The sequence below is a fragment of the Xanthobacter sp. DMC12 genome (genome assembly GCF_056314105.1).
In genome coordinates this window covers 205669-229442 of the sequence record NZ_JBQUYZ010000006.1, presented here as the reverse complement: position 1 = coordinate 229442, position 23774 = coordinate 205669, and the positions used below count along the sequence as shown (strand labels likewise).

Annotated in this window: 23 protein-coding genes; 15 read left to right on the top strand and 8 right to left on the bottom strand. The window is 68.9% G+C overall.

All coding sequences use genetic code 11. The features are described from left to right. Positions 1–32: 32 nt before the first annotated feature. The 5 genes from ACT535_RS21095 (at position 33) to ACT535_RS21075 (ending at position 6250) form a co-directional block, all read left to right on the top strand. Entirely contained in the window at positions 33–527 is a 495-nt protein-coding gene (locus ACT535_RS21095) for a formate dehydrogenase subunit gamma (protein WP_476327353.1), read from the top strand. After that, on the top strand, positions 527–2089 hold the full coding sequence (locus ACT535_RS21090) for a formate dehydrogenase beta subunit (protein WP_476365897.1): 1563 nt from the start codon (positions 527–529) through the stop codon (positions 2087–2089). Before ACT535_RS21095 ends, ACT535_RS21090 begins: the two co-directional genes overlap by 1 nt. A gap of 18 nt (positions 2090–2107) precedes the next feature. Continuing rightward, positions 2108–4939 carry a formate dehydrogenase subunit alpha gene (gene fdhF / locus ACT535_RS21085; protein ID WP_168456477.1) on the top strand — a complete coding sequence of 944 codons (2832 nt, stop codon included), beginning with the start codon at positions 2108–2110 and terminating at the stop codon, positions 4937–4939. Positions 4940–5163: 224 nt separating this feature from the next. Then, complete coding sequence (gene fdhD, locus ACT535_RS21080) at positions 5164–6030, top strand: formate dehydrogenase accessory sulfurtransferase FdhD (protein ID WP_476365896.1); 867 nt, start codon at positions 5164–5166, stop codon at positions 6028–6030. Further along, positions 6020–6250: a formate dehydrogenase subunit delta gene (locus tag ACT535_RS21075; protein WP_168456475.1), complete on the top strand. Its 231-nt coding sequence runs from the start codon at positions 6020–6022 to the stop codon at positions 6248–6250. Before fdhD ends, ACT535_RS21075 begins: the two co-directional genes overlap by 11 nt. Before the next feature lie 3 nt (positions 6251–6253). On the opposite strand, the gene ACT535_RS21070 is transcribed toward ACT535_RS21075, so the two are convergent. The 6 genes from ACT535_RS21070 to ACT535_RS21045 form a co-directional block, all read right to left on the bottom strand. Continuing rightward, a complete protein-coding gene (locus ACT535_RS21070) occupies positions 6254–7258 on the bottom strand; it encodes a cation diffusion facilitator family transporter (protein WP_476365895.1) in 1005 nt (334 codons plus the stop codon). Between the two features lie 82 nt (positions 7259–7340). Beyond that, positions 7341–8114 carry a 3-oxoadipate enol-lactonase gene (pcaD, locus tag ACT535_RS21065; protein WP_476365894.1) on the bottom strand — a complete coding sequence of 258 codons (774 nt, stop codon included), beginning with the start codon at positions 8112–8114 and terminating at the stop codon, positions 7341–7343. Between the two features lie 247 nt (positions 8115–8361). Continuing rightward, positions 8362–8748, bottom strand: coding sequence for a DUF3126 family protein (locus ACT535_RS21060; RefSeq protein WP_394077883.1), 387 nt, complete (start codon positions 8746–8748; stop codon positions 8362–8364). Positions 8749–8816: 68 nt separating this feature from the next. Then, the gene (cysE, locus tag ACT535_RS21055; protein WP_210254249.1) at positions 8817–9716 is read right to left on the bottom strand and encodes a serine O-acetyltransferase; all 900 of its coding nucleotides are present in this window, start codon (positions 9714–9716) and stop codon (positions 8817–8819) included. Positions 9717–9794: 78 nt separating this feature from the next. Continuing rightward, positions 9795–10547, bottom strand: a complete 753-nt coding sequence (locus ACT535_RS21050; protein WP_476365893.1) for an alpha/beta fold hydrolase — start codon at positions 10545–10547, stop codon at positions 9795–9797. Then, on the bottom strand, positions 10475–11881 hold the full coding sequence (locus tag ACT535_RS21045) for a hypothetical protein (RefSeq protein WP_476365892.1): 1407 nt from the start codon (positions 11879–11881) through the stop codon (positions 10475–10477). Before ACT535_RS21045 ends, ACT535_RS21050 begins: the two co-directional genes overlap by 73 nt. A gap of 166 nt (positions 11882–12047) precedes the next feature. Between ACT535_RS21045 and ACT535_RS21040 the strand changes: the two genes are divergently transcribed. Then, a complete protein-coding gene (locus ACT535_RS21040) occupies positions 12048–12683 on the top strand; it encodes a glutathione S-transferase family protein (protein WP_476365891.1) in 636 nt (211 codons plus the stop codon). A gap of 24 nt (positions 12684–12707) precedes the next feature. On the opposite strand, the gene ACT535_RS21035 is transcribed toward ACT535_RS21040, so the two are convergent. Both ACT535_RS21035 and ACT535_RS21030 read right to left on the bottom strand, forming a co-directional pair. Continuing rightward, positions 12708–13457, bottom strand: coding sequence for a sulfite exporter TauE/SafE family protein (locus ACT535_RS21035; protein ID WP_476365890.1), 750 nt, complete (start codon positions 13455–13457; stop codon positions 12708–12710). A 136-nt stretch (positions 13458–13593) separates the two neighbouring features. Continuing rightward, positions 13594–14301: an aspartate/glutamate racemase family protein gene (locus ACT535_RS21030; protein WP_168456468.1), complete on the bottom strand. Its 708-nt coding sequence runs from the start codon at positions 14299–14301 to the stop codon at positions 13594–13596. Between the two features lie 253 nt (positions 14302–14554). Here ACT535_RS21030 and ACT535_RS21025 point away from each other — a divergent pair, with 253 nt between their 5' ends. The 9 genes from ACT535_RS21025 (at position 14555) to ACT535_RS20985 (ending at position 23750) form a co-directional block, all read left to right on the top strand. Continuing rightward, entirely contained in the window at positions 14555–16249 is a 1695-nt protein-coding gene (locus ACT535_RS21025) for an ABC transporter substrate-binding protein (protein ID WP_476365889.1), read from the top strand. 212 nt (positions 16250–16461) lie between these two features. Next, positions 16462–17406, top strand: coding sequence for an ABC transporter permease (locus ACT535_RS21020; RefSeq protein WP_168456467.1), 945 nt, complete (start codon positions 16462–16464; stop codon positions 17404–17406). After that, positions 17403–18296, top strand: coding sequence for an ABC transporter permease (locus ACT535_RS21015; protein WP_476365967.1), 894 nt, complete (start codon positions 17403–17405; stop codon positions 18294–18296). Before ACT535_RS21020 ends, ACT535_RS21015 begins: the two co-directional genes overlap by 4 nt. Next, entirely contained in the window at positions 18293–19354 is a 1062-nt protein-coding gene (locus tag ACT535_RS21010; protein ID WP_476365888.1) for an ABC transporter ATP-binding protein, read from the top strand. Before ACT535_RS21015 ends, ACT535_RS21010 begins: the two co-directional genes overlap by 4 nt. Next, a complete protein-coding gene (locus tag ACT535_RS21005) occupies positions 19351–19566 on the top strand; it encodes a hypothetical protein (protein WP_476365887.1) in 216 nt (71 codons plus the stop codon). Before ACT535_RS21010 ends, ACT535_RS21005 begins: the two co-directional genes overlap by 4 nt. Further along, positions 19563–21005 carry an amidase gene (locus tag ACT535_RS21000; RefSeq protein WP_476365886.1) on the top strand — a complete coding sequence of 481 codons (1443 nt, stop codon included), beginning with the start codon at positions 19563–19565 and terminating at the stop codon, positions 21003–21005. The genes ACT535_RS21005 and ACT535_RS21000 overlap by 4 nt, the downstream gene beginning before the upstream one ends. Then, on the top strand, positions 21002–22030 hold the full coding sequence (locus ACT535_RS20995; RefSeq protein WP_476365885.1) for an ABC transporter ATP-binding protein: 1029 nt from the start codon (positions 21002–21004) through the stop codon (positions 22028–22030). The genes ACT535_RS21000 and ACT535_RS20995 overlap by 4 nt, the downstream gene beginning before the upstream one ends. Beyond that, the gene (locus ACT535_RS20990) at positions 22030–23280 is read left to right on the top strand and encodes an allantoate amidohydrolase (RefSeq protein ID WP_476365884.1); all 1251 of its coding nucleotides are present in this window, start codon (positions 22030–22032) and stop codon (positions 23278–23280) included. Before ACT535_RS20995 ends, ACT535_RS20990 begins: the two co-directional genes overlap by 1 nt. Then, positions 23277–23750 (top strand): ureidoglycolate lyase, encoded by a 474-nt coding sequence (locus tag ACT535_RS20985; RefSeq protein WP_476365883.1) that lies wholly within the window; start codon positions 23277–23279, stop codon positions 23748–23750. The genes ACT535_RS20990 and ACT535_RS20985 overlap by 4 nt, the downstream gene beginning before the upstream one ends. The last annotated feature ends 24 nt before the right edge of the window (positions 23751–23774 follow it).

Sequence of the window (23774 nt, the reverse complement as noted above, 5' to 3'; positions counted from 1 at the left end):
GGCCTCGGGCAGTTGGGGAAAGCGAGACGTCCATGGCGGTCTATGAGGATTGGAGCACCGAGCGCGCAGCGCAGGTGATCGCGGAGCACAAGCATCTCGACGGGGCGACCATGCCGATCCTGCACGCCATGCAGGAGACGTTCGGTTTCGTGCCGGATCCCGTGGTTCCGATGATCGCGGAGACGCTCAACCTCTCCCGCGCCGAGGTCTACGGCGTCCTCACCTTCTATCATGACTTCCGCCGCGAGCCCCCGGGCCGCACGGTGGTGAAGCTCTGCGCGGCTGAGGCCTGCCAGTCCATGGGCAGCACCGCCCTCACGGCCTATGCGGAAGAGAAGCTGGGCGTCGCGATGGGCGAGACCTCGGCCGACGGCCGCGTGACGCTCGAACCCATCTACTGCCTCGGCCTGTGCGCCTGCGCCCCCTCCGCCCTGGTGGACGGGCAGCTGGTCGGCCGCCTCGACCGCGCCACCGTCGACGAAATCGCCGAGTGCGTCGCCGCCGGCAAGCACTTCGGAGAGGTGTGATGAAGTCCCCCCGCATCTTCGTTCCCAACGACGCCACCGCCATCGCCTGCGGCGCCGACCGCGTCGCCAAGCGGCTCGAGGCCGGCCTTCTCGCCCGTGGCATCACCGCCGACATCACCCGCAACGGCTCGCGTGGCCTGTTCTGGCTGGAGCCGCTGGTGGAGATCGAGACCGAGCGTGGCCGCATCGGCTACGGCCCGGTCACGCCCGCCGAGGTGGACGAACTGCTGCACGCCGGCTTCCTGCACGGCGCCGATCACCCCAAGTGCATCGGCGTGGTGGATGAGCTGCCCTGGCTGAAGAAGCAGACCCGCCTGACCTTCGCCCGCATCGGCATCATCGATCCGCTCTCCCTCACCGAATACGAGGCGCACGGCGGCTATCGCGGCCTCAAGCGCGCGCTGGAGCTGGGGCCGTCCGGCACGGTGGAAGAAGTGTTCGAGAGTGGCCTGCGCGGCCGTGGCGGCGCGGGCTTCCCGACCGGCATCAAGTGGCGCACGGTCGCCGCCGCCCCGGCCGACCAGAAGTACATCGTCTGCAACGCCGATGAGGGCGACTCGGGCACCTTCGCCGACCGCCTCATCATGGAGGCGGACCCCTACTGCCTCATCGAGGGCATGACCATCGCCGGCCTCGCCGTGGGCGCGACCAAGGGCTTCGTCTACTGCCGCTCGGAATATCCCATCGCCTTCGTGGTGATGGAGAAGGCCATCGAGAAGGCGCGCATGGCGGGCCTGCTCGGCGACAACATCATGGGCTCGGGCGTTTCCTTCGACATGGAAATGCGCATGGGCGCGGGCGCCTATGTCTGCGGCGAGGAAACGTCGCTGCTGGAGAGCCTTGAGGGCAAGCGCGGTCTCGTGCGCGCCAAGCCGCCGCTGCCGGCGCATGTGGGCCTGTTCGGCAAGCCCACCGTCATCAACAACCTCGTCTCCCTCGCCACCGTGCCGATCATCCTCGACAAGGGCGGCAAGTTCTATCGCGACTTCGGCATGGGCCGTTCGCGCGGGACGATGCCCATCCAGCTCGCGGGCAACATCAAGCACGGCGGCCTGTTCGAGACCGCCTTCGGCATCACGCTGGGCGAGCTTGTCGAGGAGATCGGCGGCGGCACGGCCTCCGGCCGTCCGGTGAAGGCGGTGCAGGCGGGCGGGCCGCTGGGCGCCTACCTGCCGGTGCATCAGTTCGACACGCCGTTCGACTATGAGGCCTTCGCGGCCAAGGACGCGCTCATCGGCCATGGCGGCATCGTGGTGTTCGACGACACGGTGGACATGGCCCACATGGCCAAGTTCGCCATGGAGTTCTGCGCCCACGAAAGCTGCGGCAAGTGCACCCCCTGCCGCATCGGCTCCACGCGCGGCGTCGAGACCATCGACAAGATCGTCGCCGGCGAGAAGCGCGAGCAGAACCTCGCGCTGCTGGAAGACCTTTGCCACACCATGAAGCTCGGCTCGCTCTGCGCGCTCGGCGGCTTCACGCCCTACCCCGTCGTCAGCGCCCTCACCCATTTCCCGGAAGACTTCGGCGCCACGCCGAAGCTCCCGGCCGCGGCCGAATGACCGTAAAGGAACGCCCCCATGTCGCTCGTCCATGAAATCGACTACGGCACGCCGGCTTCCAAGTCGGAGAAGCTGGTTACGCTCACCATCGACGGCATGAAGGTGCAGGTGCCGGAAGGCACCTCCATCATGCGCGCCGCGATGGAGGTGGGGAACCAGATCCCCAAGCTCTGCGCCACCGACATGCTCGACGCCTTCGGCTCCTGCCGCCTGTGCCTCGTCGAGATCGAGGGCCGCAACGGCACCCCCGCCTCCTGCACCACCCCGGTGGCGGACGGCATCGTGGTGAAGACCCAGACCGAGCGGCTCAAGAAGATCCGCAAGGGGGTGATGGAGCTCTACATCTCCGACCACCCGCTGGACTGCCTGACCTGCTCGGCCAACGGCGACTGCGAGCTGCAGGACATGGCCGGCGTCGTCGGCCTGCGCGACGTGCGCTACGGCTATGAGGGCGAGAACCACACGAAGCTGGGCAAGGACGAGTCCAACCCCTACTTCACCTATGAAAAGTCGAAGTGTATCGTCTGCAACCGCTGCGTCCGCGCCTGCGAGGAAGTGCAGGGCACGTTCGCGCTCACCATCTCCGGCCGTGGCTTCGACAGCCGCGTCTCGCCCGGCATGGACGAGAGCTTCCTCACCTCGGAGTGCGTCTCCTGCGGCGCCTGCGTCCAGTCCTGCCCGACCGCGACGCTGAACGAGAAGGCCATGTACAACATCGGCACCCCCGAGCACTCGGTGGTGACGACCTGCGCCTATTGCGGCGTCGGCTGCACCTTCAAGGCCGAGATGCGCGGTGACGAGCTGGTGCGCATGGTGCCCTACAAGGACGGCAAGGCGAACCGCGGCCATTCCTGCGTCAAGGGCCGCTTCGCCTATGGCTATGCCGTCCATCAGGACCGCATCCTCAAGCCCATGATCCGCTCCTCCATCCACGAGCCGTGGAAGGAAGTGAGCTATGAGGAGGCGATCGCCTACGCCGCCTCCGAGTTCAAGCGCATCCAGGAGAAGTACGGCAAGCGCTCTGTGGGTGGCATCACCTCCTCGCGCTGCACCAACGAGGAGACCTACCTCGTCCAGAAGCTGATCCGCGGCGGCTTCGGCAACAACAACGTGGACACCTGCGCCCGCGTCTGCCATTCGCCCACCGGCTACGGCCTCTCCGTGACCTACGGCACCTCGGCCGGTACCCAGGACTTCGACAGCGTCGAAGAAACCGACGTGGTCCTCATCATCGGCGCGAACCCGACCGACGGCCACCCGGTGTTCGGCTCCCGCCTCAAGAAGCGGCTGCGCCAGGGTGCCAAGCTCATCGTGATCGATCCGCGCCGCACCGACGTGGTCCGCTCGCCCCATATCGAGGCGGCCTACCATCTGCCACTGCGCCCCGGCACCAACGTGGCGATCGTGACGGCCATGGCTCACGTCATCGTCACCGAAGGTCTGGTGAACGAGCAGTTTGTGCGCGAGCGCTGCGACTGGGACGAGTTCCAGGAATGGGCTGCCTTCGTCGCCGAGGAGCGGCACTCCCCCGAGGCGGTTGAGAAGTACACCGGCGTGTCGGCCGAGGCGGTGCGCGGCGCGGCTCGCCTCTATGCCACCGGCGGCAACGGCGCGATCTATTACGGCCTCGGCGTGACCGAGCATTCGCAGGGCTCGACCACGGTCATCGCCATCGCCAACCTCGCCATGGCCACCGGCAACATCGGCCGCAACGGCGTGGGCGTGAACCCGCTCCGCGGCCAGAACAACGTGCAGGGCTCGTGCGACATGGGCTCGTTCCCGCACGAGCTGCCGGGCTACCGCCACATCTCGGACGACGCCACCCGCGCCTCCTTCGAAGCCCTGTGGGGCGTCGGGCTCGATGACGAGCCGGGCCTGCGCATCCCGAACATGTTCGATGCGGCCGTGGAAGGCACCTACAAGGGCATGTATGTGCAGGGCGAGGACATCCTCCAGTCCGACCCCGACACCAAGCACGTCTCCGCCGGCCTTGCCGCGCTGGAGTGCCTGGTGGTGCAGGACCTGTTCCTGAACGAGACCGCCAACTACGCCCACGTCTTCCTGCCGGGCTGCTCCTTCCTTGAGAAGGACGGCACCTTCACCAATGCCGAGCGCCGCATCCAGCGTATCCGCAAGGTGATGGCGCCGAAGAACGGCTATGCGGACTGGGAAGTCACCCAGATGCTGTCGAACGCGCTGGGCTTCCCAATGAACTACAGCCACCCCGGCGAGATCATGGACGAGATCGCGGCGCTGACCCCCTCGTTCGCCGGCGTGAACTACAAGCTGCTCGACGAGATGGGCTCGGTGCAGTGGCCCTGCAACGAGAAGGCGCCGGAAGGCACGCCCATCATGCACATCGGCGGCTTCGTACGCGGCAAGGGCAAGTTCATGCTCACCGAGTATGTGCCCACCGACGAGAAGACCGGGCCGCGCTTCCCGCTGCTGCTCACCACCGGCCGCATCCTCAGCCAGTACAACGTGGGCGCCCAGACCCGGCGTACAGAGAACTCCGTCTGGCATTCCGAGGACGTGCTGGAAGTCCATCCCCACGACGCTGAGCTGCGGGGCATCCGCGACGGCGATTTCGTGAAGCTGGACAGCCGCGCCGGCTCGACCTCGCTGCGCGCGGTGATCTCGGATCGCGTGGCGCCGGGCGTGGTCTACACCACCTTCCATCACCCGGTGACCCAGGCCAACGTGGTGACCACCGACTATTCCGACTGGGCCACCAACTGCCCGGAATACAAGGTGACGGCGGTGCAGATCTCGCCTTCCAACGGCCCCACCCAGTGGCAGGAGGAATACGAAGACCTCAGCCGCAAGAGCCGCCGCATCGCAGCGGAGTGAGGGGCGGGGGCGTCCGCCTCCGGCTAGTGGCCGCCCTAGATGTTCGCGCCCCCTCTCCCCATACGGGAGAGGGCCGGGGTGAGGGGTATTCCGCCGCTTAAGCTGGTGCCGGACGGATAGGCCCTGCCCCCTCACCCCCAACCCCTCTCCCGCAAGGGGAGAGGGGAGCCTTGGCTGAACTGCCCCTTCCAGCCGTCCTCAGGTGCCCCCATCTAGATGAAACGATGACCGACGAGCCCGCCTGCCCGCTCCCCTCCGATCTCCCCGCGCCCCCTCCGGCGCGGCGGGTGGAGCGCGTGCAGTTGAGGGACGGCGCGCTCTCGGACGGCACTCGTGCGGTGCCGGAAGAGGTCCCGGTGGCCCTTACCTTCAACGGCACCACCCATGCGGTGATGATGGCGAGCCCCACCGATATCGCCGCCTTCGCGCTGGGCTTCGCGCTCACCGAAGGCATCGTCGCGGCGAAGGAGGAGATCCTGTCCCGCGACGTGATCGTCGTCGATGAGGGCATCGAGGCCCGCATGTGGATCGCCGAGGAGAAGATGAAGCATCTCTCCGCCCGGCGCCGCGCGCTCGCCGGCCCCACCGGCTGCGGCCTGTGCGGCGTGGAGAGCCTGGCGGAGGCGGTGAAGCCGGCCGCCCATGTCACCGCGACGTCCGTTTTCGCGCCGGACGTGGTGCTGGGTGCCATGGCCACCCTCGGCCCACTTCAGGCGCTGAACCGCGAAACCCGCGCGGTGCATGCCGCCGCCTATTTCGAGCCCGGCCGCGGCATCCTCGCTCTGGCGGAGGACGTGGGCCGCCACAATGCCCTCGACAAGCTCGTCGGCATGGCAGCCGACGCCGGTTTCGACACCGCGCGCGGCCTGCTGCTGCTCACCAGCCGTGTCTCCATCGAGATGGTGCAGAAGGCGGCGGTGCTGGGCGTTGGCGTCATCGCCGCGGTGTCCGCCCCGACGTCTCTCGCCATCCGCACGGCGATTGCTGCGGGCATCACCCTTGCCGCCATCGTGCGCGATGACGGCTTCGAGATTTTCACCCATCCCGGGCGCATCGCGCCCGCGTCATCGGAACGGGACCATGTCGCATAACTCCACCGAGAAGCTGGTCTACATGGCCAACCAGATCGCCACCGCCTTCGCCGCGCAGAAGCACGAGGCGGCGGTGGAGGCGACGCGCACCCACATCCGGAAGTTCTGGGACCCGCGCATGCGCACCAAGATCGCCGAGCATGTGGCCCATGGCGGCGAGGGCCTTCTGCCCATCGCCCGCGAGGCCCTGGAAGGATTGCAGGCGCCGAAGGCCGCCTGATCCCTACACCACGTCCTTCGGCGCGAGGGCGCATTTCATGCGCCCCTCCTCCACCTGGAGCACCGGGTGGACGATGCCGAAACGGGCCTTCAATCCTTCGCACGTCTCCGACAGGAAATCGTCGTCGAGGTCAGCCCCCGGCCGCACCAGATGGGCGCTGAGCGCCACCGATGTGGTGCTGAGGCCCCAGATGTGCAGGTCGTGGACCTCGCTCACCCCCGGCCGCGCGGCGAGATAGGCCTCCACCGCCTCGGCGTCGATCCCCTCCGGCACCATGTCCATGGCGAGGTTCACGCTGTCCTTCAGCAGCCCCCAGGTGCCGGCGATGATGGCGACGGAGATCGCCAGCGACACCACGGGGTCCAGCCACAACCAGCCTGTCAGCGCGATCACCGCGCCGGCGATCACCACGCCCAGCGAGATCGCGCCGTCAGCCATCATGTGGATGAAGGCGCCCCGCACGTTCAGGTCGCCCTTGCGCCCGGCCATGAACAGCAGCGCCGTGCCGATGTTCACGCCCACACCAATCAGCGCCACCACCATGACGATGCCGGTCTGGATGGGTTCGGGGTCGGCGATGCGGCCGAAGGCTTCCAGAATGATGCCGCCGGTGGCCACCAGCAGCAGCGTCGCATTGGCGAGCGCGGCGAGGATGGAGGAGCGGCCGTAGCCGTAGGTGCGCTTCGGCGTCGGTGCCCGCCGCGACAGCCACGCGGCACCCCAGGCGAGCAGCAGGCCGAGCACGTCCGAGAGATTGTGCCCCGCATCCGCCAGCAGCGCGAGCGAGCCGGACATGAAGCCGAACCCCGCCTCGATGAGGACGAAGGCCAGATTCAGCCCCGCGCCGATGGCGAAGGCCCGGAGCGAATCCGGCGGAGCATGGGAATGGCCGTGGCCACCGTGGGCATGGGAGTGGCCGGCGTGATCGTGGCGACCATGTTCATGATCGTCATGATCGTGATCGTGGTCGTCGTGATCGTGGCCGTGACCGCTCTGAAGGGATGCCATGCCGCGCCTCCACGCATTCGCGCGGCATCTTCCACAAGCGGGGGGCGATGTCACGCGCCACCGGCGCGGCGTGAGCGCACGGCTATCCCAGGAAGGCGGAAACGGTCCGTGCGAACGCTTCGGGCTGCTCGATGGCGGAGAGGTGCCCACCCGGCAGGCGCGCCAGTCTGGCGCCCGGAATGGCGGTGGCAATGGCCTCGCCCCAGGCCGGCGGCGTGGAGCGGTCGCCATCGGAGACCATCACCAGTGTTTCGACTGAGATGCGCGCAACGTCCGGGCGGAAATCCATGTCGCGCATGGCGGCGCTGGTGCCCATGTAGCCCGAGGGCTTCGTCCCGGTCACCATCGCCCGGACGTCCGCGACCCGCGCGGGCCGCTGCGCCTTGAACTCGGGCGTGAACCAGCTGTCGATGACGGAATCGGCGATGGGCCCGGTGCCGTCCTTGCGCACCGCCTTGATGCGGTGATCCCAGAAGCGCGCCGGGCCGGCATGGGCGGTGGTGTTCGAGAGCACGAGGCGGGTGAGGCGCTGGGGCGCGTTCAGCGCCAGCCACTGGCCCACCATGCCGCCCAGCGACAGGCCGCAGAAGTCGGCAGTGGCGAGGTTGAGGCGATCCATCAGCGCCAGCACGTCGCGGCCGAGGTCGCCCATAGAATAGACCTGATCCGGCGCGGCGCTTTCGCCATGGCCGCGGGCGTCGTAGCGGATGAGGCGGCGGCTCGCGAACAGCGGAGCCACCTCGTCCCACATGCCGAGCGTGCAGCCGAGGGAATGGGAGAGGATGAGCGGCGGCGCGCCCTCCGGCCCCGTCACCTCCACCCTGAACCGCTCCCCGGAGACCTCCAGCAGCGCCACGGCGCCCTCCCCTCTGGATTCAATATGCCAGAGGTGTAGCGCGTTCAGGGGAAGGCGCAAGCGCGTATGGTGACGGCGAGAGCCCGCCGTCGTCCTCCGGCTCGACCGGAGGACCCATCTCTCCTCCCGCACCGGCGCCAAGCCGCACGATAGACCCTCCGGTCAAGCCGGAGGGCGACGGCGGCTGCAGTGGAAAAGCACCCGAAAAGGATGTGGGCGGTTTGGGGCAGGAAGGCCTATCGCAGGCTCACTCGAGGTCGGTCTCGAAGATGGCCATGCGGAAGTTCTGCGTGACCTTCCCCTTTTCCTCGTCCTTGGTGAGGGTACCGATGGAATCCTCGCCGAGATAGACCTCGGCCGTGTCCTTCGACTTGGCGAAGGCGACCACCTTGAACTTCGGGTTGCCGAACTTGGTGCGGAGGTAGCTCGGAGCGTCCTTGTCCAGAACCGGCATGCGGAAATGATAGGAAAGCTCGCCGTCCTCCTCGTCCTTGTCCAGAGTGCCGATGGCTTCCTCGCCGAGGAACACCTCAGCGCTGCCCTTCGGCTTCGCGCGGGCCGCCACGTTGATCTGCGGATTGTTAAAGAGGTTCCGCATATAACGCTGCACCTGCTCGATCTCGGTCTTGTCCAAGGGGTGTCCTCCTGAGAGCGGATGGCCGCCTTATGGCCGCCATCGGGCGCGCGTTCAAGCCGGCGGGGTCAGATGTCAGCACCGGACCAGATGTTGTCCTCGAACATCTGATCCATGGAGCGCGAAGGCTCGGCGCAGCCGGCCTCGCCCACCACCTTGGCCGGGATGCCGGCGACGGTGGTGTTGCGCGGGACCGGCTTCAGCACCACCGAACCGGCGGCGACGCGGGCGCAGCGGCCAACCTCGATGTTGCCCAGCACCTTTGCGCCGGCGCCGATGAGCACGCCGCGCCGGATCTTGGGATGCCGGTCACCGCTCTCCTTGCCGGTGCCGCCCAGCGTCACGCCCTGGAGGATGGAGACGTCATCCTCGATCACCGCCGTCGCGCCGACGACGATGCCGGTGGCATGGTCGAAGAACACGCCGCGGCCCATGGGCACCTGCGGATGGATATCGACGGCGAAGACGGACGAGGCGCGGCTCTGGAGGTAGAGCGCGAAATCCTTGTGCCCGTTGTTCCACAGGGAGTGCGCCAGCCGGTGCGCCTGGATGGCGTGGAAGCCCTTGAAATAGAGCACCGGCTCCAGCGTGCGGTCGGCGGCGGGATCACGGTCCACCACCGCCATCACGTCGGCGCGCAGGGCCTGGGGGATGTCCTTGTCGCGGGCCACCGCATCGAGCCAGGCGGCGCGGATGGCCGAGCCCGGCAGGTCGGTATCGCCGAGGCGGGCGGCGATGCGCTCGCCGATCACCGCCTCAAGGCTTGGCTGGCCGAGGATGGCGCTGGTGAAGAAGCCGGCGAGCAGCGGCTCGCGCTCGGCGGCCTCCTCGGCCTCGTTGCGCAGGCGCGCCCACACCGGGTCTACCACATCGTGCCAGCGCTCGGTGCCAAGGCGCGTCACGCGCGGCCCGGCGATCTCCGGAACCTGCGAAACCGGCGCCTGCGAAACCATCGGCAATTGCGGCATCTCTGCCTCCTCGGGGCTCAGACTTGCCCCTGTTCTAGCACATGCGGCGGCAAGGCGAGAGGTTCCCGCCGGCCGGCGTCAGGGGCGCCCCTTCAGGAAGTCGAGAGCGCCCTGCTTGAACACCTTGTCGCCCACGGCGGGATTGTGGTCACGGTTGGGGATGTCGAGCTGGGTGCCGTCCGGGAGCAGCGCCACCAGCGGCGCGGCGGCGCCGGAAACCGTGTCGCGGGTGCCGATGGCCACCATCACCGGCTGGTAGATGCGCCCCACCTCCTCCCGCGTCAGCACCTGCCGGGAGCCACGGATGCAGGCGGCGAGTGCCTTGAGGTCCGCCTTGTTGGCATCGGCGAAGGCGCGGAACATGCGGCCCATGGCATCCGGCACGTCATCAAGGCTCGGCGCCTCCAGCGCGTCCGCCACCGTCTGCGGCAGGCCGACCCCGTCCACGAGGTGGATGCCGAGACCCCCGAAAATCGCCGAGCGCACCGCATGAGGAAAATGCAGCGCCATCTGGGCGGCGACGCGGGCGCCCATGGAATAGCCGATCACGTCCGCCCGCTCGAGGCCGAGGTGCCGGAGCAGGCGGTGGGCGTCCTCTGCCATCAGGCGGGTGTGGTAGAGCGCAGGATCGTAGAGCTTCTCGGATTCCCCGTGGCCGCGATGGTCAAAGGCTATGACGCGGTAGCCCGCCTCGGTGAGCGTCTTGGTCCAGGAGGGGCCGACCCAGTTGATCTCCTTGGTGGAGGCGAAGCCGTGGATCAGGAGGACCGGCTCGCCGGCACCCTGGTCGAGATAGGCGATATCGACACCGTCGGAGGAGAAGTGGGGCATGAGGGACCTTCGCGGGGAACAAGAACAGGCGGGGGCTCACGCCGCTCGGGCGCGCGGGCCGGGAAACTAGAAGGTCCCTCCCCGCCTGCCAACTCCCCGCCGGTCTCCTCCAGTCCGAGGGCGCGCACCACCTCGGTGGCGGCGAGTACGTCGCGGGTGGCCTCGGCGATGACATCGGCGGCGGCCGGGGCCGGGACCGCGATCGCCGCCACGGGCGCAACGGTGGGTGCGCGCCGCACAAACGGCTTTCCGCGTGGCATTGCGGCGGGAGGCTCGTGCCTGCGCCCCCGCCGCCGCTTGTGCCGCCACGTCCGGCGGGCACAGGCGACGCAGAAGGAATTGAAGCTCGACACCAGCGCGAACAGATAGAAGACCGCGAGGAAGCCCCACCAGATGAGGTGGAACAGCAGGCTGGTGATGGCGATGGCCCCGCGCCCCAGCGTCTTCAGGATGCCGAGGGTCTGCACGCCCTTGGCGTCAGCGAGCCGGGCGACGCGGGAGAGGTCGCGCCCGCCCTCGGCCACCTTCAGCCCTTCCAGCGCGGCGCGGGTGCCGGCCTTGGTCTCGATGCGGGCGGTATCGTCCAGCATGCGCGTGAGGGTGGCGAGGCGATCGGTGCGCACCACGCTCTTCACCGCCGCCCCGTCCACCGCGGCCGAGCCAGACAGGAGCCGGCGCAGGGCCACGAAGTCCACGCTCTCCCGCGCGGCACGGGTGAAGCTGCGCAGCAAGCCGGCGGAAAGGCGGCCCGTGCGCTTCGCCACCTTCACCAGCGAGATGCCCATGCGCACCGGCAGGCTCGCGCCCACGGTGGCGTAGGTGCCGGCCGTCACGGCGATGCCCACCGCCGACAGGCCGAGAATGAGCTGGTCCGGCTCCTCGCCGCGGGCGATCTTCAGGCCCTCGCGGCCGGCATCGCGGATGTCGCCCCAGACCATCAGGTCGCTGGTCGCCGCCCCCGCGAGGCCGGCGAGGTCTGTGGGCTGGCCGGTGAGGAAGCCCATGCCGAACGCCTTGGCGGAATGCAGCGCCTGCGCGCCCGCGCCATTGGCCGCTTCCACCTGTTTGCGCAGCTCCGGGGGAATTGCGAGGTGCCGGGCATCGGCCAAGGCGAGATAGGAGGTGGCGAGCGCCGTGTCGTCCTCCGCCAATGCGGCCTCGATGGCGCGCGTCGCGTCCTCCCCCGTGAACCCCTTGAGGCCGAGATCCGCGAGGGCGGCGGGATCGTCGCGGGCCGCGATGAGCTTCGCGCTCTCCTTTGCCACGGGCACAAGCCAGGGCGCCGCGCCGAGCAGCGAAATGAAGACGACGAGGAAGGCGAAGATGCGGGCCATGGTCTTTCCGTGCCGTCATCCTTGCATCCCATTGTGGCGAAGTCGAAAGCATTCGCCGGAAAGGCTTGAGGCTCGCACCCATGGCTCGCACCCTTGGCTCGCACCCATGGCTCGCGCCCGCCGGCGAACGGCGCTAGAAGCGCCCCGCACGAGGGGAGGACACCACATGCTCAAGGTCTGGGGCCGCATCAATTCGGTGAACGTCGAGAAGGTGATCTGGACCGTGCGGGAGCTCGGCCTACCCTTCGAGCGGATCGAGGCCGGCGGCGCCTTCGGCGTGGTGGACACGGCCGAATTCCGGGCGAAGAACCCCGTAGGACGGGTGCCGGTGATCGAGGATGATGGCTTCGTGCTGTGGGAATCCAACGCCATCGTGCGCTATCTCGCCACCCGCCACGGGCTCGGCACGCTGATGCCCGCCGATCTCCAGGCGCAGGCCGAGGCGGGGCACTGGATGGATTTCCAGCTCGGCACCGTCGCCGCGCCACTGAGCGCGCTGACGTGGGGCATCGTGCGCACCGCGCCGAACAAGCGCGATCCGAAGGCCCTCGCCCCCGCCTTCGCCAATCTCGGCACGGCGCTGACGATCGTGGACGCGGCGCTCGTCGGGCGCGAGCATCTGGTGGGCGATCGCCTCACCGTGGCCGATATCCCCCTCGCCTGCTGCGCCCACCGCTGGTTCAACATGCCGCTGGACGGGACCGGGCTGGAACGGCCGGAGCTCCCCAACCTCGCGGCATGGTACGGACGGCTCAAGGCGCGCCCGGCGCTTGAGGGGCTGATGCCGGTGCCGCTGACCTGAGCGGCCCCGGTGGCGGACGCACGCTCAGAAGTGCGTCACCCCGTCATAGATCAGCTTCAGGCCGACCACGGCGAGGATCGTATAGACGAGGCCGAAGAAGCGGGCCGGCGAGACCCGCCGCACCAGCCAGACGCCGGCCATGGTGGCCACCACCGCGACGGGGAACAGCACGGCCGAGGTGGCGAGGTTCTCGAACGAGACCTGCCCCAGCGCGAGGAAGAACGGCAGCTTCACCCAGTTCACCACGGCGAAGAAGGCGGTGGCTGTCGCCGCGAACTGCTGCACGGGCAACGGCCGCCGCAGCAGGTAGATCATCAGCGGCGGCCCTCCCGCGTTGGCGATCATGCTGGTGAAGCCGGAGACCACGCTCCACACCACGCCCGAGACCTGCCCCGCCACACCGGGCTCGCGCTTCAGCCGTCGCGACAGGAAGGCGCGCGCCGCTTCCGCCACCGAAAGCACGCCGATGCCGAAGGCCACCGCCGCATCGGACACCGAGGCCGCAAGCAGATAGCCGAGAATGATGCCCGCGACGGCGCCCGGAAGGGTCCGCAGCAGTTCCTTGCGGCTCCAGCGGCGCCAGTAGGCGTAGAGGCTCACCACGTCCTGCACGATGAGCACCGGCAGGATGATGGCCGCCGCCTGGATGGGCGACATCACCAGCGCCAGGATGGGTTGGCCCAGCACCGACAGGCCGGTGAAGCCGCCCTTGGAGAGCCCCACCACGATGGTGGCGGGAACGGCGGCGGCATAGAAAAGCGGATCGACGATCAAGGGGGAACTCGCTGCGGCAGCCGCCCCTCGCGCGGGACGGGCGCCGGTCGCACGGAGGCGCCGGCCCGCCGCCTATAGCAGCCCCTCCGGTGCGGCACGACATAAAACGCCCGGCAAGGCCAAGCCCCCGCTGCTTTCAGCCCCTCTCCCTGCGGCACGGGCCGAGCCGCGCGAGAGCGAGCGCCTGCTCGAAGCCCGCTTCGAGGGAATCGATGACGGGCACCGGCGCCGCGACCTCGATCTCCGCCGCATAGCCGGCCAGCGCCGCCCCGCCGAGGATCACCACGTCCGGCGCCTGCGCCGCGATGGTCTCCTCCACCACCCGGGCCACGGCCCAGGTCTTGTCCGAGGAGCCATCCGCGTGGCGTGCGGACAGGCCGAGGGCGTCGCCGGGGACCATGGCGATACCCGCGCAGCGCCCGTCCAGATGGGTCCGGCGCATCAGCTCGCGCAGCATGGCGGGCCATTCACCGTGGGGCACCACGATGGAGAATCGCTCGCCCAACTGGAGCGCGGCGAGGATGCTCGCCTCGGCCATGCCGGCAAAGGGGAAGGTGAAGGTGCCCCGCAGCGCCTCAAGGCCCGGCTCGCCGAAGCACGCATAGAGGGCGGCATCGAACGGCGGGCGTCCCTCCTGCGCCTCCTGCGCCACGGCCGCCGCTGCCGCGTCGAGAGCCGCATGGCCGGCCACGGCCGCGGATTGGCGTGTGGTGACATAGGGCTCGCCGAAGGTGGCGGTGACGCCGGCGAGTTCGACGCCCGCCGGCGCGCGACGCTGGAGGGCCGCCACCATCCGGTCGGTCACGGCCGCGCTGGTGTTCGCATTCAGGACCAGAATCTTCAAAGCGCCCTCCCCCATGCCCGCCCCAAAGGAAGCATCGGGGCGCCGCCGTGAAAAGCGGCAGGATCATCGTTCGACCCAAAAAGCATGCGCCCGACCCGACATGCCTAATTGGTAGGCATATATGCAATTCATCGATGATTTAACGATAAACTGTCCCTTCCATTCCCTAGCGGCATAAAGGATCGGGACAGCTCCGGCCGCATGGCACAGGGGTTGCTAGCCAGCATGGGCATCCGCCGAAGAGGACTCGACGATGCCCATCACCCATCTGCGCAACAGCCCGGCCCGCCGCCTCCTGAGGACGGCTGCCTTTCTCATGGCCACGGGCGGCGCCTTCGCCGCGCCGGCCCTTCTGGCACCGGGGTTTGCCGCTGCGGAGACCACCCTGCGCATCGGCATGACGGCGGCCGACATTCCGCGCACCCTCGGCCAGCCCGACCAGGGTTTCGAGGGCAACCGCTTCACCGGCCTCACCATGTATGACGCGCTGGTGCTGTGGGATCTGTCCTCCGCCACCAAGCCCAGCGTCCTCGTGCCCGGCCTCGCCACCGAGTGGAAGGTGGACGATAACGACAAGACCAAGTGGATCTTCAAGCTGCGCCCCGGCGTGACGTTCCATGACGGTTCGCCGTTCAACGCCGATGCCGTGGTATGGAACGTGGACAAGGTGCTCAACAAGGAGGCACCCCAGTTCGATGCCAGCCAGGTGGGCGTCACCGCCTCGCGCATGCCGACCCTGCGCTCGGCGAAGAAGATCGACGATCTGACGGTGGAGCTGACCACCTCGGAGCCCGACTCCTTCCTGCCCTACAATCTCACCAACCTGTTCATGGCGAGCCCAACCCACTGGCAGAAGCTCTATGAGACCGCCGAGGGCGCCGACGCCAAGGCGAAGGCCGCGGCGGCCTGGACCATCTTCGCCCGCAGCGCCTCCGGCACCGGCCCGTGGAAGATGGCCGCCTTCGTCCCGCGTGAGCGGCTGGAGCTGGTGAAGAACGCCGCCTACTGGGACAAGAACCGCATCCCGAAGACCGACCGCATGGTGCTATTGCCCATGCCCGAGGCCAACGCCCGCACCGCCGCCCTCCTCGCCGGGCAGGTGGACTGGATCGAGGCGCCCGCGCCCGACGCCCTGCCGCAGCTCAAGTCCCGCGGCTTCAAGATCGAGGCGAACGAGCAGCCGCACGTCTGGCCGTGGCAGTTCTCGCGCATCGAGGGCTCGCCCTGGAACGACATCCGGGTGCGCAAGGCAGCGAACCTCTGCATCGACCGCGAAGGCATGAAGGAGGGCCTGCTCGGTGGCCTGATGGCGCCCGCCACCGGCACCGTGGAGCCCGGCCACCCCTGGCGCGGCAACCCGACCTTCCAGATCAAGTATGATGTGAAGGAAGGCCAGAAGCTGATGAAGGAGGCCGGCTTCGGCCCCGACAAGAAGCTGACGGTGACGACGCAGACGTCGGCCTCCGGCTCGGGCCAGATGCTGCCGCTGCCCATGAACGAATACCTGCAGCAGGCGCTGGCCGAGTGCTATTTCGACGTGAAGCTCGACGTCATCGAGTGGAACACGCTGTTCACCAACTGGCGCAAGGGCGCGAAGGACCCCTCCGCCAATGGTTCCAATGCGGTGAACATCACCTATGCGGCCATGGACCCCTTCTTCGCCATGGTGCGCTTCCTCCAGTCCGGCATGGCGCCGCCCGTTTCCAACAACTGGGGCTACATCAACAACCCGAAGTTCGACGAGCTGGTGAAGAAGGCGCGCAACGCCTTCGATCCCGCCGCGCGCGATGCCGCCCTCGCCGAGCTGCACGCCGCCTCGGTGGACGATGCCGCCTTCCTGTGGGTCGCCCATGACGTGGGTCCGCGCGCGCTGAGCCCGAAGATCAAGGGCTTCGTGCAGCCCAAGAGCTGGTTCGTGGACTTCTCGCCGGTGTCCATCGGGCAGTGAGGCGGGGACCTTCTCCCCTTGCGGGAGAAGGTGGATCGCGGCGCAGCCGCGAGACGGATGAGGGGCTGTCGCCGACCGCACGGTGTCGGGAGCGGCGGCGCCTTCACCCCTCACCCCCGCCCCCTCTCCCGCAAGGGGAGAGGGGAGAGAACAGAAGCGACACACGCGGAGCCGCCCGCCCCGCGCCTTTCCGATTGAAGCAAGGTGGCCCCGTGCTCCTCTATATCCTGCGGCGCATCGTCTATGTGATCCCCATCGTCGTCTCGGTGGCGCTGGTGTGCTTCCTGCTGGTTCACATCACCCCGGGCGATCCGCTGGTGGCGGTGCTGCCGCCGGACGCCTCGGCGGAACTTGCGGCGCAGATGCGCGCGGCCTACGGCTTCGACCAGCCCCTGCCGGTGCAGTTCGGCATCTGGGTCTGGAAGGCGCTGCACGGCAATCTCGGCACCTCCATCGCCACCGGCCGGCCGGTGCTCGCCGAGGTGACGGCGGCGGTGGGCAACACCTTCATCCTCGCGGTGACCGCAGCCTTCATCGGCTTCGTGCTGGGCGCCTTCTTCGGCCTGATCGCCGGCTACTTCCGCAACACCTGGGTGGACAAGCTCGCCACCTCCATCGCGGTGGCGGGCGTCTCCGTGCCCCACTACTGGCTGGGCATGGTGCTCGTCATCATCTTCTCCGTGTGGCTCAACTGGCTGCCCGCCGTGGGCATGGGGCCGGGCGGCTGGGCGTGGAACTGGGAGCATCTGCGCTTCCTCATCCTGCCCGCCGTCACCATGTCGGTGATCCCGATGGGCATCGTGACGCGCACGGTGCGCGCGCTCACCGGCGACATCCTCTCGCAGGATTTCGTGGAGGCGCTGCGCTCCAAGGGCCTGCGCGAGACACAGGTGTTCCGCCACGTAGTGAAGAACGCCCTGCCCACGGCCATCGCCGTCATGGGCCTGCAACTCGGCTACCTGCTCGGCGGCTCCATCCTCATCGAGACGGTGTTTTCCTGGCCGGGCACGGGCTTCCTTTTGAACTCGGCGATCTTCCAGCGCGACTTACCCCTCTTGCAGGGCACGATCCTGGTGCTGGCGCTGTTCTTCGTCTTCCTCAACCTCGTGGTGGACATCGCCCAGGCGGCGATCGACCCGCGCATCAAGAGGGCCTGAGCGTGACCGCCACAAGCGACGCCGCCCTCGAGGCGGCCCCCATCGAGAAGGCCCGCGGCTATTGGGCGACGGTAGCCCGCCGCCTTTCCCGCGACAAGGTGAGCATGGCCTGCGCGGCCATTCTCCTCCTCATCGTGCTCGCCGCCATCTTCGCCCCCTGGCTCGGCCTCGCCGATCCCTACCAGGGCTCCATGATCCGCCGGCTGCGCCCCATCGGCACGCCCAACTATCCGCTGGGCAGCGACGAACTCGGCCGCGACATGCTCTCCCGCCTCGTCTATGGCGGGCGGCTCTCGCTGCTGATCGGCATCCTGCCGGTGATCCTCGCCTTCGGCATCGGCACCAGCCTCGGCCTGCTGGCGGGCTATCTCGGCGGCAAGGTCAACACGCTGATCATGCGCACGATCGACGTATTCTACGCCTTCCCGTCCGTGCTGCTGGCCATCGCCATCTCGGGCGTGCTCGGGGCCGGCATCGTCAATTCCATTGTGTCGCTCACCGTTGTGTTCGTCCCGCAGATCACCCGCGTGGCGGAGAGCGTCACCACCTCGGTCCGTTCGCTGGACTTCGTGGATGCGGCGCGGGCGTCCGGCGCCTCGGCGCTCACCATCATGCGCGTGCATATGCTGGGCAACGTGCTGGGGCCGATCTTCGTCTATGCGACGGGCCTCATCTCCGTCTCGATGATCCTCGCGGCGGGTCTCTCCTTCCTCGGCCTCGGCACGCGGCCGCCGGAGCCCGAATGGGGCCTGATGCTGAACACGCTGCGCACCGCCATCTACGTCAATCCGGGCGTCGCGGCGCTGCCGGGAGTGATGATCTTCGCCGTCTCCATCTGCTTCAACATGCTCAGCGACGGGCTGCGCAGCGCCATGGACATCCGCAATTGAGCACCATCGAACCTCTTGAGGATCTCGGCGGACCGGCCCAGCCGCTGCTCGCCGTGAAAAGCCTCACCAAGCACTTCCCCATCGGCGGCGGCCTGTTCGCCGAGAAGAAGACGGTGCGGGCGGTGGACGACGTCTCCTTCGCCGTCGCCAAGGGCGAGACGCTCGGCATCGTGGGCGAGAGCGGCTGCGGCAAGTCCACCACCGCGCGCCTGCTCATGCACCTGATGCCGCGCACGTCAGGCGAAATCCTCTTCGACGGACAGGTCGTCGGCTACAGCCTGTCCATGCGCGAGTTCCGGCGTGGGATGCAGATGGTGTTCCAGGACAGCTATGCGTCACTGAACCCGCGCCTCACCATAGAGGAGAGCATCGCCTTCGGCCCCAAGGTCCATGGCGTTGCGGACAAGGAGGCGCGGGCGCTCGCCCGCGAGCTGATGGGCAAGGTGGGCCTGCGCCCCGAGGTCTTCGCCAACCGCTATCCCCACGAGGTCTCCGGCGGCCAGCGCCAGCGTGTCAACATCGCCCGCGCCCTCGCGCTGAAGCCGCGGCTCGTGATCCTCGACGAGGCGGTCTCGGCGCTCGACAAGTCGGTGGAAGCGCAGGTGCTGAACCTGCTCACCGACCTCAAGCGCGAGTTCGGCCTTACCTATGTCTTCATCAGCCACGACCTCAACGTGGTCCGCTACATCTCCGACCGCGTGCTGGTGATGTATCTCGGGCAGGTGGTGGAGGTCGGGCCGGTGGATCAGGTGTGGGAGGCGCCCGCCCACCCCTATACGCGCGCACTGCTCGCCGCCATGCCGGCCCTCGACCCGGACAAGCGCACCGAGACGCCGCCGCTGTCCGGCGATCCGCCGAACCCCATCGATCCGCCCGCCGGCTGCCGCTTCCACACCCGCTGTTCCTTCGCCGAGGAGGTGTGCGGCCGCATCGGCCCTGCGCTCTCCCCGGCGACGCCGGGCGATACGGCGCCGGATGCCCATCTCGCCGCCTGCCACATGGTGATCCCGGGCTCCGGCCACAGCCGCGCGCCCGCCGCGACGGAGGTCGCCGCATGAGCCAGCACCTTTCGCCGGAAGACGCCGCCGCCATCATCCGCGCCGCCGGCCTCGATCTCTCCGCCGCCGACGCTGCGCGGATCGCCGCCGGCATCTCGCCCGGCCTTGCCGCCTTCTCCGCCGTGGCCGGCACCCTGCCGTTCGATCTGGAGCCTGCGACCTTCCTCACGGTGCAACGGCCCCGTGCGGAGCCTCAGGAGGGCGGCCAATGAGCCTGTCGCTCCGCCCCTCCGCCGGCGCCCCGGCCGATCCGGCATTGATGACGCTGGCGGAGGCTGCCATGGCCATCCGCGCCGGCGTGCTCTCCTCCCGCGAGGCGACGGAGGCCTGCCTCGCCCGCATCGCGCGCCTTCAGCCGGCCATCAACGCCTTCATCGCCATCGAGCCGGAAGCAGCCCTCGCCGCCGCAGATGCGGCTGACGCGGCACTGGCGCAGGGTGAGGAGAAGGGCCTGCTCCACGGACTGCCCCTCGCCCACAAGGACATGTTCTACGAGGAAGGCCGCGTCTCCACCTGCGGCTCGAAGATCCTCCGGGAAAGGGTGGCGACGACCGATTCCACGGCGCTCGCCCGCATCAAGGCGGCCGGCACGGTGCGGCTCGGCGCGCTGCACATGGTGGAATTCGCCTATGGCCCCACCGGCCACAACGCCCATTTCGGCGCGGCGCGGAACCCGTGGAACACCGCCCATGTCACCGGCGGCTCCTCCTCCGGCTCGGGGGCGGCGGTGGCAGCGCGGCTCACCTACGGCGCGCTCGGCTCGGACACCGGCGGCTCCATCCGCATGCCGGCGCATTTCTGCGGCGTCACGGGGCTGAAGACGACCGTGGGGCTGGTGAGCCGCTACGGCGCCATGCCGCTCTCCTTCTCCCTCGACACCATCGGCCCGCTGGCACGGACGGTGGAGGATTGCGCCATCCTGCTCGGCCTCATGGCCGGACACGACCCGCTGGACCCCACCACCGCCACCGCCCCGGTGCCGGACTATCTCGCCGCTGCCGAAGGCCGCCTGAAGGGCCTCACCATCGGCATCCCGGATGCCTTCTATGTGGACGATCTAGACCCCGAGGTCGCCCGCGTGCTGGACGAGACCATCGCCACGCTGAAGCGCGGCGGCGCGCGCATCGTCACGGTCTCATTGCCCGACCAGACGAAGCTCTCCGGCGCCTCGCAGGTGGTGCTGAATTGCGAGGCCTCCGCCAGCCACAAGGCGTGGCTTCTGGAGCGCCCGCAGGACTATGGCCCGCAGATCCGCACCCGGCTGGAGAACGGCTTCGCCATCCCCGCCGTGACCTATCTGGAGGCGCTGCGCTGGCGGGGGCCGGCGCTGGCCGAGCATCTCGGCGCCGTGGCCGAGGTGGATGCGGTGCTTGCCCCCACCGCGCCCATGCCCGCCCCCACCATCGCCGAAACCGACACGGACGGCGGGCCTGGCGCGGAAGCGATGATCCAGCGCATCACCCGCTTCACCCGGCCGGTGAACTATCTCGGCCTGCCCACCGTGAGCCTTCCTTGCGGCTTCACCCGCACGGGGCTGCCCGTCGGGCTTCAAGTGATCGGCCGCCCGTTCGCCGAGGCGACGCTGATCCGCATCGGCGCCGCCTTCCAGCGCGAGACCGACTTTCATGAACAGATGCCGGAGGAAGCATGAGCGAAGCTGCAAGCCAAGCGACCGGCGCGAAAATCGTGGCTGAGGCAGCAACGCCCCTCGTCGACATCCGCGACCTCACCATCCGCTTCACCGGCGAGCGCACAGTCCATGCGGTGAACGGCGTGTCCCTCTCCCTCGGCGAGGGCGAGGTGCTGGGGCTGCTGGGTGAATCCGGCTCGGGCAAGAGCGTCACCATGCGCGCGCTCATGCGCCTTCTACCCAAAAGGCGCTCGGTGATCTCCGGCAGCGTGCATGTGGCGGGGCAGGACGTGCTCGCCATGGACGACGCCACCCTCTCCGACTTCCGCGGCCGCACCGTTTCCATGATCTTCCAGGAGCCGGCGCTGGCGCTGGACCCGGTCTACACCATCGGCCGGCAGATTTCGGAATCGGTGATGCGCCACGAGGGCCTGAGCCAGCGCGATGCCACCGCCCGCGCGCTGGAAATGCTGGAGCTGGTGCGCATCCCGTCCGCCAAGCGCCGGCTCGATGCCTATCCCCACGAGATGAGCGGCGGCATGCGCCAGCGCGCCATGATCGCGCTTGCCCTCGCCTGCCGCCCCAAGATCCTTCTGGCGGACGAGCCCACCACCGCGCTCGACGCCACCGTGCAGATCCAGATCCTGCTGCTGCTGCGCGAGCTGCAGCGGGAAATGGGCATGTCGGTGATCTTCGTCACTCACGACATCGGCGTCGCCATCGAGATCTGCGACAAGGTGGCGGTGATGTATGCCGGCCAGATCGTGGAGACCGGCACGCTGGGCGAAATCGTCCGCACGCCGCAGCATCCCTATCCGCGCGGGCTGCTGGCCTCCACCGTCCACGGCGCGGCGCGCGGAGCACGGCTGGAGACCATCCCCGGCACGCCGCCCTCCCTCGACAAGGCGCCCGTCGCCTGCTCCTTTGCCCCGCGCTGTGCCTATGCCCAACCGCGCTGCACCGCCGCGCCGCCGCCCTACGTCCATCTCGGCCCCGGCCGCGACGTGCGCTGTGTTCTGGCTGAAACCCCCGTCCCGGTGAATTGATGTCCGCGCTCGCCACCAACCTCACGATCAACGCCGACCGCCTCTGGAGCACCATCATCGAGACTGCCCGCTTCGGCGGCACGGAGAAGGGCGGCGTGCGCCGCCTCACCCTGTCGGAGGAGGACCGGCAGGTGCGCGACTGGTTCCGCGCCGCCTGCGAGGCCGCCGGCTGCACCGTGAGCGTGGACGGCCTCGGCAACATGTTCGCCCTGCGGCCGGGCAAGGACATGACGAAGCCGCCGCTGGGCATCGGCTCCCACCTCGACACCCAGCCCACCGGCGGCAAGTTCGACGGCATATTGGGCGTGATGGCGGCGCTGGAAGTGGTGCGCACGCTGAATGACGCCGGCATCGAGACCGACGCGCCGCTCTGCGTCTGCAACTGGACCAACGAGGAAGGCTCCCGCTTCGCCCCGGCCATGATGGGCTCGGCGGGCTACGTGGCCGACCTGCCGGTTTCCGACATCCTCGCCCGCACGGATGCGGAGGGCATCAGCGTCGGCGCGGCGCTCGACGCCATCGGCTACCGCGGGCCGGAGGCGGTGGGCGCGCAGAAGTTCTCGGGCTTCCTCGAACTCCACATCGAGCAGGGGCCCATCCTGGAGGCGGAGGGCCTTCCCATCGGCGTGGTGGAGCACGGCCAGGGCATCATCTGGTACGACGGCCGCATCACCGGCTTTGAGAGCCACACGGGCTCCACGCCCATGCACCTGAGAAAGGATGCGCTCGCGGCCTTGTCCGAGATCGTGCTGGCCATCGAGGCTCTCGCCAAGGCGCACGGGCCGAACGCGGTCGGCAGTGTCGGCGAGGCGGTGATCGCACGGCCCTCGCGCAATGTGATCCCCGGCGAGATCGCCTTTTCCGGCGAGTTCCGCACGCCGGACGCCGGCATCCTCGATGCGCTCGACAAGGGCCTTCAGGCGCAGGTGAAGGAGATCGCAGCGCGGCGGACGGTGGAGATCCATCTCGACACCATCTGGCGCAAGGAGCCCACCCATTTCGATCCGGCCATGACCGGCGCCATCGCCGCCGCCGCCGACCGGCTCGGCCTGCCGCACCGGCCCATCGTCTCCGGCGCGGGGCATGACAGCTTCCACCTCGCCACCGTGGTGCCCACGGCGATGATCTTCGTGCCCTGCAAGGACGGCGTGAGCCACAACGAGCTGGAATCCGCCAAGCCGGAGGAGTGCGCCGCCGGCGCCAACGTGCTGCTGCACGCGGTGCTCGCAGTGGCGGGCGGCGGGGCGTGACGCCTCTCGTTCCGCGCCCGCTGACGGCGGAGGCCTTCGCGCCCTATGGCGAGGTGTTCGCCGTGCCGGAGACGGTGGGCGTGCGCACCTCGTTCGACGCCGGTCTCTTGAACCTGCGGTCGGACGTGCCCGCGAGCCTCTCCCTCATCCTCGCCGCGCCGGTGCCACAGCCGGTGGCGGTGAGCGTGATCGAGCGGCACGTCTTCACCTCCCAGAGCTTCGTGCCCATGGCGGCGGCCCGCTGGGTGATCGTGGTGGCACCGGGCACGGCCGAGGGCGGGCCGGACCTTGCGGCGGCGGAAGCCTTCCTGCCCGCGCCCGGACAGGGCATCACGCTGGCGCCGGGCAGCTGGCACGCCCCGCTGACTGTGCTCGATGCCCCGGCCCCGTTCGCGCTCCTCATGTGGCGCGACTATGGGCCGGACGACGAGGAGGTGATCGCCATGCCGCCGATGATGGTGGTGATCTAAGCCCGCGCGGCGCTTGAGCGGAGG